The 14,105-nt window shown below is 61.5% G+C and carries 18 protein-coding genes; 7 read left to right on the top strand and 11 right to left on the bottom strand.

From position 1 onward, the window contains the following. The 4 genes from BUA36_RS19970 to BUA36_RS19985 all read left to right on the top strand — a co-directional run. The coding region (locus tag BUA36_RS19970; RefSeq protein WP_072787085.1) for a sugar nucleotidyltransferase at positions 1-606 on the top strand (606 nt) is incomplete at its 5' end. After that, positions 603-1,151, top strand: coding sequence for a dTDP-4-dehydrorhamnose 3,5-epimerase (rfbC, locus tag BUA36_RS19975; RefSeq protein ID WP_072787086.1), 549 nt, complete (start codon positions 603-605; stop codon positions 1,149-1,151). The genes BUA36_RS19970 and rfbC, both read left to right, overlap by 4 nt. A 138-nt stretch (positions 1,152-1,289) precedes the next feature. Beyond that, positions 1,290-1,697 carry a glutaredoxin family protein gene (locus tag BUA36_RS19980; protein WP_072787087.1) on the top strand — a complete coding sequence of 136 codons (408 nt, stop codon included), beginning with the start codon at positions 1,290-1,292 and terminating at the stop codon, positions 1,695-1,697. 81 nt (positions 1,698-1,778) lie between these two features. Then, the gene (locus BUA36_RS19985) at positions 1,779-1,970 is read left to right on the top strand and encodes a hypothetical protein (RefSeq protein ID WP_072787088.1); all 192 of its coding nucleotides are present in this window, start codon (positions 1,779-1,781) and stop codon (positions 1,968-1,970) included. 39 nt (positions 1,971-2,009) lie between these two features. Here the strand turns inward: BUA36_RS19985 and icd are convergent, their stop codons facing one another. Continuing rightward, complete coding sequence (gene icd / locus BUA36_RS19990; protein ID WP_072787089.1) at positions 2,010-3,263, bottom strand: NADP-dependent isocitrate dehydrogenase; 1,254 nt, start codon at positions 3,261-3,263, stop codon at positions 2,010-2,012. Between the two features lie 124 nt (positions 3,264-3,387). Here icd and BUA36_RS19995 point away from each other — a divergent pair, with 124 nt between their 5' ends. Both BUA36_RS19995 and BUA36_RS20000 read left to right on the top strand, forming a co-directional pair. Continuing rightward, positions 3,388-3,942, top strand: coding sequence for a pseudouridine synthase (locus tag BUA36_RS19995; RefSeq protein ID WP_072787090.1), 555 nt, complete (start codon positions 3,388-3,390; stop codon positions 3,940-3,942). Between the two features lie 66 nt (positions 3,943-4,008). After that, positions 4,009-5,286: an HD-GYP domain-containing protein gene (locus BUA36_RS20000; protein WP_072787091.1), complete on the top strand. Its 1,278-nt coding sequence runs from the start codon at positions 4,009-4,011 to the stop codon at positions 5,284-5,286. Positions 5,287-5,357: 71 nt separating this feature from the next. Here the strand turns inward: BUA36_RS20000 and rpsT are convergent, their stop codons facing one another. Beyond that, complete coding sequence (gene rpsT / locus BUA36_RS20005) at positions 5,358-5,624, bottom strand: 30S ribosomal protein S20 (RefSeq protein ID WP_072787092.1); 267 nt, start codon at positions 5,622-5,624, stop codon at positions 5,358-5,360. 195 nt (positions 5,625-5,819) lie between these two features. Between rpsT and murJ the strand changes: the two genes are divergently transcribed. Further along, positions 5,820-7,358 (top strand): murein biosynthesis integral membrane protein MurJ, encoded by a 1,539-nt coding sequence (murJ, locus tag BUA36_RS20010; RefSeq protein ID WP_072787093.1) that lies wholly within the window; start codon positions 5,820-5,822, stop codon positions 7,356-7,358. Between the two features lie 59 nt (positions 7,359-7,417). Here murJ and BUA36_RS20015 read toward each other — a convergent pair whose 3' ends face one another. From BUA36_RS20015 to BUA36_RS20055, 9 genes are all read right to left on the bottom strand, one after another. After that, entirely contained in the window at positions 7,418-7,933 is a 516-nt protein-coding gene (locus BUA36_RS20015; RefSeq protein ID WP_072787094.1) for an FxDxF family PEP-CTERM protein, read from the bottom strand. Between the two features lie 228 nt (positions 7,934-8,161). Then, a complete protein-coding gene (locus BUA36_RS20020; protein WP_072787095.1) occupies positions 8,162-8,872 on the bottom strand; it encodes a type II secretion system protein in 711 nt (236 codons plus the stop codon). Further along, entirely contained in the window at positions 8,872-9,252 is a 381-nt protein-coding gene (locus BUA36_RS20025) for a type II secretion system protein (protein ID WP_072787096.1), read from the bottom strand. The genes BUA36_RS20020 and BUA36_RS20025 overlap by 1 nt, the downstream gene beginning before the upstream one ends. Continuing rightward, on the bottom strand, positions 9,246-9,716 hold the full coding sequence (locus BUA36_RS20030) for a type II secretion system protein (protein WP_072787097.1): 471 nt from the start codon (positions 9,714-9,716) through the stop codon (positions 9,246-9,248). The genes BUA36_RS20025 and BUA36_RS20030 overlap by 7 nt, the downstream gene beginning before the upstream one ends. 2 nt (positions 9,717-9,718) lie before the next feature. After that, the gene (locus BUA36_RS20035; RefSeq protein ID WP_072787098.1) at positions 9,719-11,704 is read right to left on the bottom strand and encodes a secretin GspD/PilQ domain-containing protein; all 1,986 of its coding nucleotides are present in this window, start codon (positions 11,702-11,704) and stop codon (positions 9,719-9,721) included. Then, positions 11,704-12,249, bottom strand: coding sequence for a hypothetical protein (locus BUA36_RS20040; protein WP_072787099.1), 546 nt, complete (start codon positions 12,247-12,249; stop codon positions 11,704-11,706). The genes BUA36_RS20035 and BUA36_RS20040 overlap by 1 nt, the downstream gene beginning before the upstream one ends. Then, complete coding sequence (locus BUA36_RS20045) at positions 12,246-12,809, bottom strand: hypothetical protein (RefSeq protein WP_229255766.1); 564 nt, start codon at positions 12,807-12,809, stop codon at positions 12,246-12,248. The genes BUA36_RS20040 and BUA36_RS20045 overlap by 4 nt, the downstream gene beginning before the upstream one ends. Next, the gene (locus BUA36_RS20050) at positions 12,794-13,339 is read right to left on the bottom strand and encodes a hypothetical protein (RefSeq protein WP_072787100.1); all 546 of its coding nucleotides are present in this window, start codon (positions 13,337-13,339) and stop codon (positions 12,794-12,796) included. The genes BUA36_RS20045 and BUA36_RS20050 overlap by 16 nt, the downstream gene beginning before the upstream one ends. Continuing rightward, on the bottom strand, positions 13,336-14,103 hold the full coding sequence (locus BUA36_RS20055; RefSeq protein WP_072787101.1) for a hypothetical protein: 768 nt from the start codon (positions 14,101-14,103) through the stop codon (positions 13,336-13,338). Before BUA36_RS20055 ends, BUA36_RS20050 begins: the two co-directional genes overlap by 4 nt. Between the last annotated feature and the right edge of the window lie 2 nt (positions 14,104-14,105).

A 14,105-nucleotide genomic window follows, 5' to 3' on the forward strand; every position in this document is an offset into this window, starting at 1 on the left:
GGCAAGGAGTTTGTAGGCGACTCGCCATCGGCGCTGATCCTGGGTGACAACATCTATTACGGCAACGACCTCGACGCGCTGCTGCGCCACGCCACCGAACAGGCCGATGGCGCCACCGTGTTTGCCTACCATGTGCAAGACCCCGAGCGCTATGGCGTGGTGGAATTCAACGAGCAGCGCACCGCCGTGTCGATCGAGGAAAAGCCGCAGCAGCCTAAATCGAACTACGCGGTGACCGGTTTGTACTTCTACGACAACCAGGTGTGCGACATCGCCGCCAGCATCAAGCCATCCGCGCGCGGCGAGCTGGAAATCACCGACGTCAACAAGGTCTATCTTGAAAAGGGTCAGCTGAACGTGGAAGTCATGGGCCGCGGCATGGCCTGGCTCGATACCGGCACCCACGAATCGCTGCTGGAGGCGGGCCAGTTCATCGCCACCATCGAGAAGCGCCAGGGCCTGAAAGTGGCTTGTCCGGAAGAGATCGCCTACCGCAAGGGCTATATCAACGCCGAACAGCTGCGCAAGCTGGCCGAGCCGCTCAAGAAAAACCAGTATGGCCAGTATCTGTTGCAAATCCTCGAAGACAAGGTGGTTCCGCGATGAATGTGATTAAAACGCCACTGGAAGGCTTGCTGGTGCTGGAACCACGCGTGTTCGGCGACGACCGCGGTTTTTTCTTTGAAAGCTATAACGCGCGCCGCTTTGCCGAGCTGACCGGCGTGGCAGCGGACTTCGTTCAAGACAACCATTCGCGCTCGACCAAGGGCGTGCTGCGCGGTCTGCACTATCAAATCCAGCAGGCGCAGGGCAAGCTGGTGCGCGCAACTGCAGGCGCGGTGTTTGACGTGGCGGTCGACATCCGCAAGAGCTCGCCGACGTTCGGCCAATGGTTTGGCGCCGAGCTGTCGGCCGAGAACAAGCGCCAGATGTGGATACCGGCCGGCTTTGCGCATGGCTTTGTGGTGATCTCCGATTCCGCCGAGTTCCTGTACAAAACCACCGACTACTGGGCGCCTGAACACGAACGCGCGATCCTGTGGAACGACCCGGCCATCGGCATCGACTGGCCAGCGCTGGATGCCGCGCCGCTGCTGTCGGGCAAAGACCAGGCGGCGGCGCTGCTGGCCGACGCGGAGGTGTTCGCGTAAGCCGGCCAGCGGGCTTGTTGACCTTGTGACAATTGAAGAGAATGTACAACGTAGGAAAATGCATAATCTTATGCAGAAACCTACTATGCCGACGCGGCACTGGACGGCAGCTTTTCGTGTTGATCTCACAAGGACCTTATGAACAGCAAGCATGGCAAGCGCATCAAAACCATCCTCACCTATGGCGCCATCCTGGCGCTAGGCCTGGCGATTGGCCGACTGGGCATGCAGGCGCCGCAGTGGTTCAAATCTGACTATGTCGAGGGCAACTACCAGGCCTACTATCCCGACGCCACCACCAAGGTGGTGCTTTATGGCACCAAGACGTGCCCGTTCTGCCAGAAAGCCCGCGAATACCTGGCGCAGCACAACATCGCCTACGCCGACATTGACGTCAACCAGCCCGGCCAAGGTCAGGCAGACTACCGTGGTTTAGGCGAGAAGGCGGTGCCCGTGCTGCTGATCGGCAACCGCCGTATCACCGGTTTCAAACAGCCCGTCATTGAAGCGGCGCTGGCTCAGCTCAAGCCACAGCGGGCCGAATAAATCCCCGTCTTTCCCGGAAGCCGTGTAAATGGACGGCGCGGTTTCGCCTGTCGTCAACGTCCAGCCTATGGAGGAGTCACCATGTTGAACATCAATAAAAAACTGGCAGCCTTGTTGTTTGCAGTGGGCGTCGGCGCCGCATCGGTCGCCGCGCAGGCACAGGCATCGACCTGCACCCGTGGCTGCATCAATGCCTACCACGCCTGCGTTGCCGCCGGCGTATCGGAAGACTGCAGCGTCGAGCTGGACGAGTGCATGCTGAACTGCGGCTAAGCGCAGCAGAATCGGGCCGGCATGCGGCCCGATCCGGTATTACATCTGTTCGATCATGACGTCGCCAAAGCCCGAGCACGAAACCTGGGTGGCGCTTTCCATGAGGCGTGCGAAGTCGTAGGTGACGCGCTTCGAATTGATCGCCTTTTCCATCGATTTGATGATGAGGTCGGCCGCCTCGGTCCAGCCCATGTGGCGCAACATCATTTCCGCCGACAGGATCAGCGAACCCGGATTCACATAGTCCTTGCCGGCGTACTTCGGCGCGGTGCCGTGGGTCGCTTCAAACATCGCCACCGAATCCGACAGGTTGGCGCCTGGCGCAATGCCAATCCCGCCCACCTGGGCGGCCAGCGCGTCCGACACATAGTCGCCGTTCAGGTTCAGCGTTGCGATCACGCTGTACTCGGCCGGGCGCAGCAGGATCTGCTGCAGGAAGGCGTCGGCAATCGAATCCTTGATGGTGATGTCGCGGCCGGTCTTGGGATTCTTGAACTTGCACCATGGACCGCCGTCGATGAGCTCGGCGCCGAATTCTTTTTGCGCCAGCGCGTAGGCCCAGTCGCGGAAGCCGCCTTCGGTGTACTTCATGATATTGCCCTTGTGGACAATGGTGACCGATGGCTTGTCGTTGTCGATGGCGTACTGGATCGCCTTGCGCATCAGGCGCTCGGTGCCTTCAATCGATACCGGCTTGATGCCCAGGCCGGACGTCTCCGGGAAGCGGATCTTGTTCACGCCCATTTCCTTGACCAGGAAGTCGATCAGCTTTTTGGCGCCTTCGGTGCCTTGCGCATATTCGATGCCGGCATAGATGTCTTCCGAGTTTTCACGGAAGATCACCATATTGGTTTTTTCCGGCTCCTTGAGCGGCGACGGCACGCCGGTGAAGTAGCGCACGGGACGCAGGCAGACGTACAGGTCCAGCTGCTGGCGCAACGCCACGTTCAGCGAACGGATGCCGCCGCCCACCGGCGTGGTCAGCGGGCCCTTGATCGAGACCACGTAATCCTTGACCGCGCCCAGGGTTTCTTCCGGCAGCCACACGTCAGGGCCATACACCTTGGTCGATTTTTCGCCGGCGTAAATCTCCATCCAGCGGATTTTGCGCTTGTCGCCATAGCATTTTGCCACGGCCGCGTCGACCACCTTGAGCATCACCGGCGTGACGTCGAGACCGGTGCCATCACCCTCGATGTAGGGAATGATCGGGTTATCTGGTACATTCAGGGAAAAATCAGCGTTGACGGTGATTTTCTGGCCGTCCGCAGGTACTTTGATATGTTGATACATCGTGATTCTCCGAAGGGGAATGGTCCAAGTCTTCTATAAGATATAAGACGGTTGTTTCACATTATGCACGAGTATGTAGCGAGGCGCCAAAGTTTTCAAGCCCATCCCCATTTCAGTTTTCAAGATGCCCCTGATTCTATTCAATAAGCCGTTCCAGGTCCTGTGCCAGTTCTCGCCGCAGGATGACAAGGCCACGCTGGCCGATCACCTGTCGATTCCCGATATCTACCCGGCCGGCCGCCTGGACTATGACAGCGAAGGCCTGATGCTGCTGACCGACGACGGCAAGCTCCAGCACGCCATCGCCCATCCCGACCACAAGGCCGGCAAGACCTATCTGGTGCAGGTGGACGGCATCCCCGACGACGCCGCCATGGCCAGGCTGCAGGCGCCCATCGACCTGGGCGATTTCGTGACCCAGCCGTGCCAAGCCATGCACATTGCCGAGCCCGAATGGCTGTGGCCACGCAACCCGCCGATCCGCCAGCGCGCCGGCCAGCCGACCAGCTGGCTCGCCATCACGCTGCAGGAAGGAAAAAACCGCCAGGTGCGGCGCATGACGGCCGCAGTGGGCTTGCCGACGCTGCGGCTGGTGCGCAGCGCCATCGGCAATATTGCGCTGGCCACGCATCCGCTGATGCCGGGCGAGTGGATGGAAGTGTCGCCAAAAGAGCTGTAGATCTGGCAGTTTGGCAACACCTGGCCTATGCTGATGCGGTAGGCGCCGCCGCGCCTGGAGGATGCCATGCCTGCCGAATCGAGCGTCAGCTACACCGAAAGCCCCTACTACCTGCAAGCCGTGGCCGCACTGGCGCAACGCCAGACCGTCACCGCGCACGAGGACATCTATTGCGACAGCGGCATGAAGCTGGTGGCCAAGGGCACCGCGCTGGACGAAGCGCAGTTTCAGCGGCTGGCACGCCACAAGCTCAACGAACCGCTGGACAATATGCTGACCAGCGAGCGCGCGCTGGATGCCGCCAGCCTATCGATCGAAGCGGACAAGGTGCTCGAGCACGATCCCATCTACACCCGCATGGGCAACCGCAGCGGCGACGCGCTGGCTGTCAAGCACGGCCTGGCCGCGCTCAAATTGCCGCCGCCGCTGCTGATGCGCCTGACGGTGATGCGCGACCAGCGCCCTGCCATGTTCCAGCATTCGCTGCGCACCGCCATGATTGCCGACGCGCTGGCACAGCGGCTCAAGCTGGCGCCGGCAGAGCGCGCACTGCTGTTGCTGGCCGCGCTATGCCACGACCTGGGCGAACTGCACACCGACCCGCAACTGCTGGCAAGCGGCCACGCCATCACACCCGACGAGCGCCGCTACGTGCATGTGCATCCGCTGACCAGCCATGTGGTGCTCAACGCCATCGCTGGCTTCCCGGCGCCGGCCCGGCTGGCCGTGCTGCAGCACCACGAACGGCTCGTTGGCAGCGGCTATCCGCACGGGCTGCGCGCCGATAAGATCAGCCCGCTGGCCAAGCTGCTGGCGGTGGCAGACGTCGCGGAAACCGTGATCCGCCGCTTCGACCTGCCGCGCCTGGACATGCTAGCCCGCCTGCACCAGAACCGCTTCGACCGCGCTGCCGCCGACGCCCTGCGCGACCTGATCCACGCCACGCCGGAAGATGCCCACCACCTGCCCCAGGAGCAGCTGGACGCCGCCACCAAGCTGGCGCGGCTGGCCGATGTGCTGCGCGCCTGGTTCGCGCTGCGCAGCGTGTTTGCGCATCTGGTGGCGCCAGCCGAGCCGGAACGCTCGCCGCTGGCCTTCCTGTTCGAGCGCATGGGCACCATCCGCCAGCTGGTGCTGCAGGCCGGCTTTGATCCCGACCGCAGCGAAAGCATGTTGTACATCGCCCAGGACGACCCCGCCGTGCTGGTGGAACTGCGCACCATGCTGGACGAGATCGAATGGCTGCAGCTGGACCTTGCCAACGAGATCAACCGCCGCTCGGCGGAGCTGCTGGGCCTGTCACCCCAGCCGCTGCACGATTTGCTGCGGCATTTGCGGCCATAAACCGGCCGTACCAACGAAAAAAGCCGCACTGGCATGCCAGCGCGGCTTTTTGCTTTACTCCCCGAAAGGAATTAAGCGGACAGTGCTTTCAGGGCAGCTGCCAGACGGCTCTTATGACGAGCTGCCTTGTTTTTGTGGATGATCTTCTTGTCAGCGATGCTGTCGATGGTCGACACCGAGGACTGGAAGATGGTCGTCGCAGCAGCTTTGTCACCAGCTTGGATCGCCTTACGCACAGCCTTGATAGCGGTGCGCAGGGTCGAACGCTGAGCCGAGTTGTGAGCGTTTTGCTTAACTGCTTGACGAGCGCGTTTACGCGCTTGTGCGGTATTTGCCATGAAATTTCCTAAATCAGGTAAATGATGCGTTTGCAAACATTATTGTTTGCCAACACAGGTACGTTCAGGTTGCGAAAGAGCGAACCGTGTGAGTCAAACTACTGCTTGCCAAACAATAATGTCTGCGCAACAGAATTTTGTACAGCCTATGATTATAGCGATATTTTTCAGCAGGAGCAACTATAATCACGTCCCATGAACTTGCTTAAGACACTCTCCGCCATCTCCAGCATGACGATGCTGTCCCGGATAACCGGCCTCCTGCGTGAAACCCTGATCGCCCGCGCCTTTGGCGCCGGCGGCATGACTGACGCCTACATCGTCGCCTTCCGCATTCCCAACCTGCTACGCCGGCTGTTTGCCGAAGGCGCGTTCTCGCAAGCCTTTGTGCCGATCCTGGCCGAGTATAAGAACAAGCAAGGCCATGAGGCCAGCAAAAAGCTCACTGACCATGTCGCCAATACGCTGGTATGGGCCACGCTGCTCGTCACCATTATCGGTATTATAGCGTCACCCCTGTTCATCTACCTGATTGCCACCGGACTGGAAGAGTTTGACGCGGCCGTCTGGATGACGCGCGTGATGTTCCCTTACATTACCTTCATGGCCTTCGTGGCCATGGCCGGTGGCGTACTCAACACCTGGCGCGAGTTCAAGATTCCCGCCTTCACGCCGGTGCTGCTGAATATTTCCTCGATCCTGGCTTCGCTGTTCCTGCAACAGCATCTGGAACGGCCGATTTATGCCATGGCGATTGCCGTGTTCGTTGGCGGCGTGCTCCAGGTAGCGATCCAGATTCCCGCACTGATCAAGATAGGCATGCTGCCCAGGCTGTCGTGGAACCCGGCTGCGGGTCTTGGCGACCCTGGCGTACGGCGCGTGCTGAAAAAAATGGGACCGGCCATCTTTGCGGTTTCTGCCGCGCAGATCAGCTTGATGATCAATACCAGCATCGCTTCTCGCCTGCAAGAAGGCAGCATCTCCTGGCTGTCGTATGCGGACCGCCTGATGGAATTCCCGACCGCCCTGCTGGGGGTGGCACTGGGCACCATCTTGCTGCCCAGCCTGTCCAAGGCACAGGCGGATGGCGACCAGACCGAATATTCCGATTTGCTGGACTGGGGCCTGCGCCTGACCTTCCTGCTGGCCTTGCCAGCTGCGGTCGGCATGGCGGTCCTGGCCGAGCCCATGATTACCACCTTATTCCACTATGGCGCCTTTAGCGATGAAGCTGCGACCCAATCGGCCAAGCCGCTGATCGCTTATTGCGCCGGCCTGCTGGGGATTATTCTCGTCAAGACACTGGCGCCAGCCTTTTATGCGCAGCAGAACATCCGCACGCCAGTCCGTATTGCCGTTGGCGTGCTGATTGCTACGCAGCTCATGAATGCGCTGTTTGTGCCATATATCGCGGTGTCTGGCCTGGCGCTGTCGATTGGTTTGGGGGCATGCCTGAACGCCGCCCTGCTGTACACCGGCTTGCGCAAACGCGATATCTATCGTCCCCTGCCCGGCTGGCCGATGTTCTGCGCCAAGCTGGTGATCGCCTGCGGCCTCATGGCCATCATTGCATGGTTCGGCGCCCAGCAAATCGACTGGATCGCCCTGCAGCGTCATGCGTTCCTGCGCGCCGGCGCGCTGCTGCTGTTGATCGGCGTATGTGCGGTAGTATATTTTGCCGCGCTGCTGGCAATGGGCTTCCGCCTGCGCGACTTCAGGCGCATCGCGCGCTGACAGCCAACCGTTGGACGAAAAAAAACCCGCCGAGGCGGGTTTTTCATTGCAAGCAGAAATTAAGCTGCTTTTTTAGCTTTGCGACGAGCAACCACGCCCATCAGAGCCAGGCCACCCAGCAGCATGCCATAGGTTTCTGGTTCTGGTACGGCGGTCACGGTGTAGGTGCCGGTGTAGCTGGCGCCACTGAAAGCGGTGCCTTTCAGGTTCAGTACGAATGGCGCGGTGCCGCTGTACTCAACGCCGAAGAACTTCAGGCTGCCTACCGAGAAAGCAGCGCCTGGGGTGCCGTTCAGGGTCGATACCAGTGGGGTGGTCAGGCTGCCGACAACTTTGGAGTTGAAGCTCAGGTTTTGGCCGGATACCGTTACACCGATGTTGTACACGCCTGGGGTCAGGCCGGTGAAGGTGATCACGTCTTCGTAGCCGGACAGAATGCCATCACCTGGCAGCGACGCGCCGCTCCAGTTGTGGCTGACTCCATCAGCGGTGACGTTGATGATCTGATCAGCGGCAAAAGCACTTACCGATGCAGCAGCCAGAATTACGCCAGCAGCAATGTTTTTCAATTTCATTATGATTTCCTTAATCAAACGAATTGTGGCTGCGCTTGCGCCAACCACGGTGTGGGTTAATAGGAGTACTGCTGAGACAAATAGTAACATAAAAACATTTTTAGTATTACATTTTTTTTATCATTGTTGCTCTGTGGTAAATTTTTTCGCATTGCAAAAAGACGTTGCACTGCACTGCATCATTTTGATAAGTCACCCTTTCGTTTTAGGATGCAAATTCAAGTTTTGTTAATCGGTGACGGGCTCATCCGGGCGTCTTTCCGCCCCCTGATTTGGTACGTTTTCAGAGGGAGGAGCGGGTTCTTCCGGCGGAATCGGCTGTTCTTCCGGTGGTTTTTGCACGGGTGGCTGCGGCGGCGCCGGATTTTGTTGTGGTTCTACAACGGGGGCCGCACTGGAGGCTTGATTTGTCGATGCTGGCGGGGTTTGCGGCGTATTACGGCTATCGCTGGCGGCGACGAATTTCCATTCAGAAATCCGGCTTTTGCCTTCAAAACCAGCAAAACGCTGAGGGAAGTTTCCTATTTTCACCGGCCGGGCATCCGACAGGCTGTAGACAGCCAGTACGCCCGCCTTGTCCGCCAGATACACCACGCCCCACTCCGCCTTGCCCGTCATGGGATCGACAAAGATCTTGCGCAAATGACGGCGCGTCCCCGGAAAACGCGGGTCCTTGAGCAGTTCTTTCAAGGAAGGGGGTTGTGCCAGCTGACCTTGCGGCGTGGCATCAGCATAGCTTTTCAATGCATCGCTGAACGCGGCGCCGATGTCCAGCAACTCCTGCTCGGCTCTGCTGCGCTGCAAAACAGAACCCAGTTTCAGCGACGCTGCGGTGGTCAAAGCAATCACCGAAATGAAGATAATCAGGCTCAGATAGGTGAAGCCGCCGCTGGTTGCGCGCGCCCGCGGATGCCGCCGCCATGTCGGTGTAGCAGCCATTACCAGTCAGCGTAAGGCTTGCCGCTGCGGTCGTTGCCGGGCGCGCCGCTACGGATGTTGTAGACGCCACCCTTGGCGCTGTCTTCGGGCGGCACAATGGTCCAGGTCGTATCGCTTTCTGTCAGTGGATCAACAGGTAATGCACGCAGATATTTTTTCTCGACCAGCTGTTCCAGCGAATCGGGATAGCGTCCCGTGTCGCCATAGTATTGGTCCAGCACCTGCCTGACATTCCGCAAGTTATCCGCCAGCACCACCTCCTTGGACTTGTCGATGCTGGGGAAATAGCGCGGCACGGCCAGCGTCAGCAATAACGCGACGATGCCCAGCACCACCAGCAGTTCAATCAGCGTGAAGCCTTTGTGTTTCATGGTCACCATTTCTTGTACGGCACGCCGTTCAGGCCGGTCTTTTCACTGAGGCTGTAGACATCGTAGACATCCTCCCCGTCGCGCGGCTGGTCGGCCTCGCTGGCATAGCTGCGTTTGCCCCAGGTCTGCGCATCGCTGAGCGTGGCGTCGCTGTTGAACGGGTCGCGCGGCACGCGGCGCAGGAAGTAGATCTTGGCATGCTTGGGATTTTGCAGGTCGGGCACGCCTTCCACCAGCACCTCCAGCGTCTTCGGATAGCCGGTCGAGACCAGCGACTTGGTGATGTGGCCCTGGTCATACGCCAGCTTGTACGCATCCAGCGCATGGCGGATGTCGCGCAGCGATTCGCGCAGGTCCTGCTCCTGGCGCCGCTGCACCACCACCTGCGCGGTCGGGATCACCAGAGCGCTGAGCAGGCCAAGTATCGCCAGCGTCACCAGCAGCTCGATCAGGGTGAATCCACGCACGCGCATGATTACCGCTGCACCGGTGCGGCTTCGGTGGCCGGCGCCGGCGATGGTTCGGCGGCTGGCGGTTGCACGGCTTGCGGCTGGGCGCCCTGCGTCGGCGGCAGCGGCGCAGGCTGGGTGGCCGAAATCGTCGCAGCTTGCACCGGCGACGGCGCCTGCGGTGGCGGCACGGCAGGTACCGCCGGTGCGGCCACCGCGCCCGGTGGCGCCGGCATGGTGACGGCAGCGCGCGGCGTGGTGTCCGGACGGCGGCGGAAGCTCGCCTCGGTACCGGCCGAAAACTCGGACGCCGACGCTTCCGGACGCTGCACGTTGCGGATCAGGTGCGGCGTAATCGACAGCACGATTTCGGTCTTCTGATTGTCGTCGCGCTGGCTGCCGAACAGGCGGCTGACGATCGGCAGCTCGCTGAAGCCCGGCACCTTGTTGGACGAGTTGCGCTCTTCATTGTTAATCAGGCCGGCCAGCACCTGGTTCTCGCCATCCTTCAGCTGCAGCATGGTCGAGGCCTGGCGCGTGCCGAGCTGGTAGGCCGTGGTGCCGTTCTTGGTGGTGATGGTGTTGACCAGATTGCTCACCTCGAGCTGCATGCGGATCGCCACCTCGTTATTCAGGTAGATGGTCGGTTCTGCGTTCAGCGTCAGGCCCACGTCCACATAGGTCACCGAATCGCTGGCGAAGCCGCCCACGCCGGACGACACGGTCGAGGTAATCACCGGCAGCTTGTCGCCAATGACGATCTTGGCTTTTTCCTTGTTGCGCACGCGGATGCGCGGATTGGCCAGCAGGTTGGAGTCCGCCGCATTCCTGTTGGCGTTGATGGACAGGTCGGTGCCGGTAACACCGATGGTGCGCTGGTTCAGATTATTCAGGTCGCGGATGGTAATGCCGGTACCGCCCGACGTCGACAGCACCGAGAAGCCCAACTTGGTCGGCCACACCACGCCCAGGTCCATCAGCGTGGAGCGCTTCACTTCCAGGATCTCCACCTCCAGCATGACTTCAGCTTCCGGCGCATCCTGCAGGTTAATCAGGCGCTCGGCGAGGCGGATCGCTTCCGGCGTATCGCGCACGATGATGAGGTTGAGCTTTTCATCCACCACCACATCGCGCGACTTGAGAATGGTCTTGAGCGTATTGGCCACCAGCTTGGCCTCCGCATTCGCCAGGAAGAAGGTCTTGACCGTCATCTCCTGGTATTCCTTGAGTTTGGCCGCGACGTTGGGATAGATCAGGATGGTGTTGGCATCCATGACCTGCTGCTCCAGCTGATTGGTCAGCAGCAGGAAATAGATCGCCGATTCCACCGTGCTGTTCTTCAGCAGGACCGTGGTGCGCTGGTCCGTCTTCACATCCTTGTCGAACACGAAGTTCAGGCCGGAGCGGCGCGAAATCACTTCAAACACCTGCTTGAGTGGGGCATCGCGGAATTCAATCGAGATCGGCTGCTTGTAGCTCTTGGCCAGGCCGGATTCCGCCGGCGGCGGCGCGGTCTTTTCCGCCACCTCGCGCAGCATCGCGCGCGCCTTCTCGTTGCCTGGCGATTCAGTCAGCACGGCGTTGAGTTTTTGCTTCGCCAGCTCAAGTTCGCTCCGGTTCAGATGCTGGGCCGCCGCCTCCAGCAGCCTGGCCTGGCGGCTGTCGCGCTCCAGCGCGCGCAAGCCCGTCACGGCGCGTTCGTTTTGCGCATCCATGCCCAGCACGCGGCGGAAGCCCTGCTCCGCCTGCGCGGCGCGGCCATCCGCCTGGTCGCGTTCCGCAGTGTCCAGAATCCGCTGCACGGCGCGATCGCGGGCCGTCAGATACGCGGAGCGGTACTGCGCATTGCCCGGTTCGGCCTTCACCGCTTCCTGATATTTGGCGAGGCCTGCCTCGATCTGATTCTTCGCGATCAGGTCATTGCCGTCGCGGTAGGCCAGCTGCGCAGCGCAGCCGCTGAGCAGGATGGCCAGCGCAGCGCAGCGGGCGATATTCTTCAAAGGGCTAGCCATCACTCAAGGACTCCAATATTCATCTGTTGTTGCTGATTCAAAGGCAGATAGGTCACGGACATCAGCGGCGGTGCGATCCGCTCGACGCGGTAAGTGCCATCGATGACGGTCTGCACACGTACCGAGTAAGTCTTGTCGCCGCGCGCCAGATACACTTCCCACGCGCCATCCGCCACGGCTTTGCCGAGATAGGTGAACGGCATGGGCGGCGCCACCGGTGCTGGCGGCGGCGCATTCGATGGCGGTGGCGGCGGTGGCGGCGGCGGATTCCAGTTCTGCCCCATGAACACGCCCTCGCCCGAGGCAAACGTCGCCTCGCCGGACTCGCCTACCAGCTGCGCGCGCGGAATCAATGGCAGGATCGCGGCTTCCACCTGCGGCTTGCCATCCTTGCTGGTGCTGCGCGGCACGGCTGCCGGCGCCGCTGCGCCAGGCGCGCGCGCCACCGGTTCGGCGATATCGCCGGAGGACGAGTTATCGCCAAACAGCGCCAGCCCCGCTGCCCCCGCCAGCGCCACGGCCATCAGGATCTGATACGGCTTCATGGTTCGGCATCCTTCAGGTACAGGGTAAAGCGCAGACGCGCTTCGACGGTGGTATCGGCGATATTGTCGCGGCGGAAGGCCACTTCATCCAGCGAAGCAAACGGCATTTCGCGCAGGCCCTGCATGGCGAACTGCCAGATGGACTGATATGGCCCCTTCACCGGCAGGTTGATCTGGTAGGTGCTGACGCGACTGGCCTTGTCGTAGCTGGCCTTGTACTCGCCCTGGTACAGCGTGATATTGGCCTTGGCCGCCAGGTCGAACAGCACTTTGACCTGCTGCTCCGCATAGCGCTTCTCACCCAGCATCTCGTAGAACGCCGCCAGATTCTGGTTGGCCGATGGCGGTGGCGGCGCTGTCACCAGCGTCGATGGTGCGGGCAATGGCTTTGCCATCAGCTGCGCTTGCGCGGCACGCTGCGGCAGCAGCCAGGCCCAGGCTGCGATACCGGCGACGCACAGCACAATCGCCACGCAAGCCGGCACACCCAGGCGCAGCAAGGCGATACGGGCACGCAGCAACAGCGCGGAAAGGTTCACCTGGTTCATCGCGCCTGCCATGTCGCCTCCAGCTGGAATCGCAATGGCCGGTTCGGGTCTTGCTCGTTGATTTCGTGGCGGGTCAGTATCACGCCGCTAAAGCTGTCCTGCTCCTTGAGCGCGGCCACATAGTCCACCATATCGTCACTGCTTTTGGTTTCGGCGGTGATTTTCAGCACCCGCTTGCGTGGGTCGGGCTCCATGGCCACCAGCGCCACCTTGCGCGGCGTCGCGGCCAGCACGGCGTCCTGCAGCTCGCGCCATGGCAGGTTCAGTTGCAGGACGGCGCCGTTGACGAAGGCCGCCTGCGCTTCCGGAATCGCCACCTTGGCCACTTCCACCGGGCGCGCCGACAGCGCCGCCACACGCGTCTGTAAATGCTGGAGCTGATGCTGGCGTTCGCGCTTCTGCTCCACCAGCGCATACGTGCCAACCGCCGCGCCGGCGCACAGCAGCGCACCGGCGCCGGCCAGCACCAGCACTGCCGGATGGAGATGGAACAGCACGCGGCGCAGCGTACGCGGGGCAAAATCGATCTTCATCGCTTTCATGCGGCGCTCCCTTGCAGTGCCGTGCAGGGAATGTGCGACGCATTGGTGACGGCTTTGGTCCACGCCGCCGGCGCGCTGCCGCTCACCTGCAGCAGCGACGGCGCCTCCAGCTCCAGCAGCAGCGCTTCACGTTGCAGCGTCTGCGTCAGCCAGTAATGATCGGCGCCATGCGGGATCGGCAGCGGGCGGATGGCGCGCAAGCCCTTGCCATCTGCTTCGGTTGCGGCCAGCGTCAGCAGGTTGTCGTGCACCAGGCCAAACCACGCGCCCTTTTTGACGCCACCGCGACAGCGGTTCCAGGCGCTGACAAAGCGCGGCTCGACAGCGACGATGGACAGCTTGCAGTCCTGCGCCACCGCGCTCAACGCGGCCAGCAGCACGCGCGGCATGGCGGCCGCAAAGAAAGGCCGGGTTGCATCCCAGTCGGCGCAGATCTGCCATGCCGCCGCCGGCTCGCCATACAGCGACTGGAAGCGGAAGCCGGCCGCCGCCTCGATATCCGCCATGCGGGCCGCGCCCGGTGGCGGCGTCACGCGCCACATGCGGGTCAATTCATCGGCCAGCACAAAGCTGACAGGCCAGCCATCCGCCTGCACCTCGCCTAGCAGCGCGCGCAAGGCATTGGCGATGGCGTCGAATGGATGCTCGCCGGATGGCGTGATCGCTTGCTCGGCCAGCGTCTGCGGCGCGGCGTTGCGCCAGCGGTTCACGCGCTGCACGCTGACTGCGTGCGGCGCCACGTCGATGCGTAAAAACTGTCCCATCG

This window comes from Duganella sacchari, from assembly GCF_900143065.1.
In the GTDB taxonomy this organism is placed as follows: Bacteria; Pseudomonadota; Gammaproteobacteria; order Burkholderiales; family Burkholderiaceae_D; genus Rugamonas; species Rugamonas sacchari.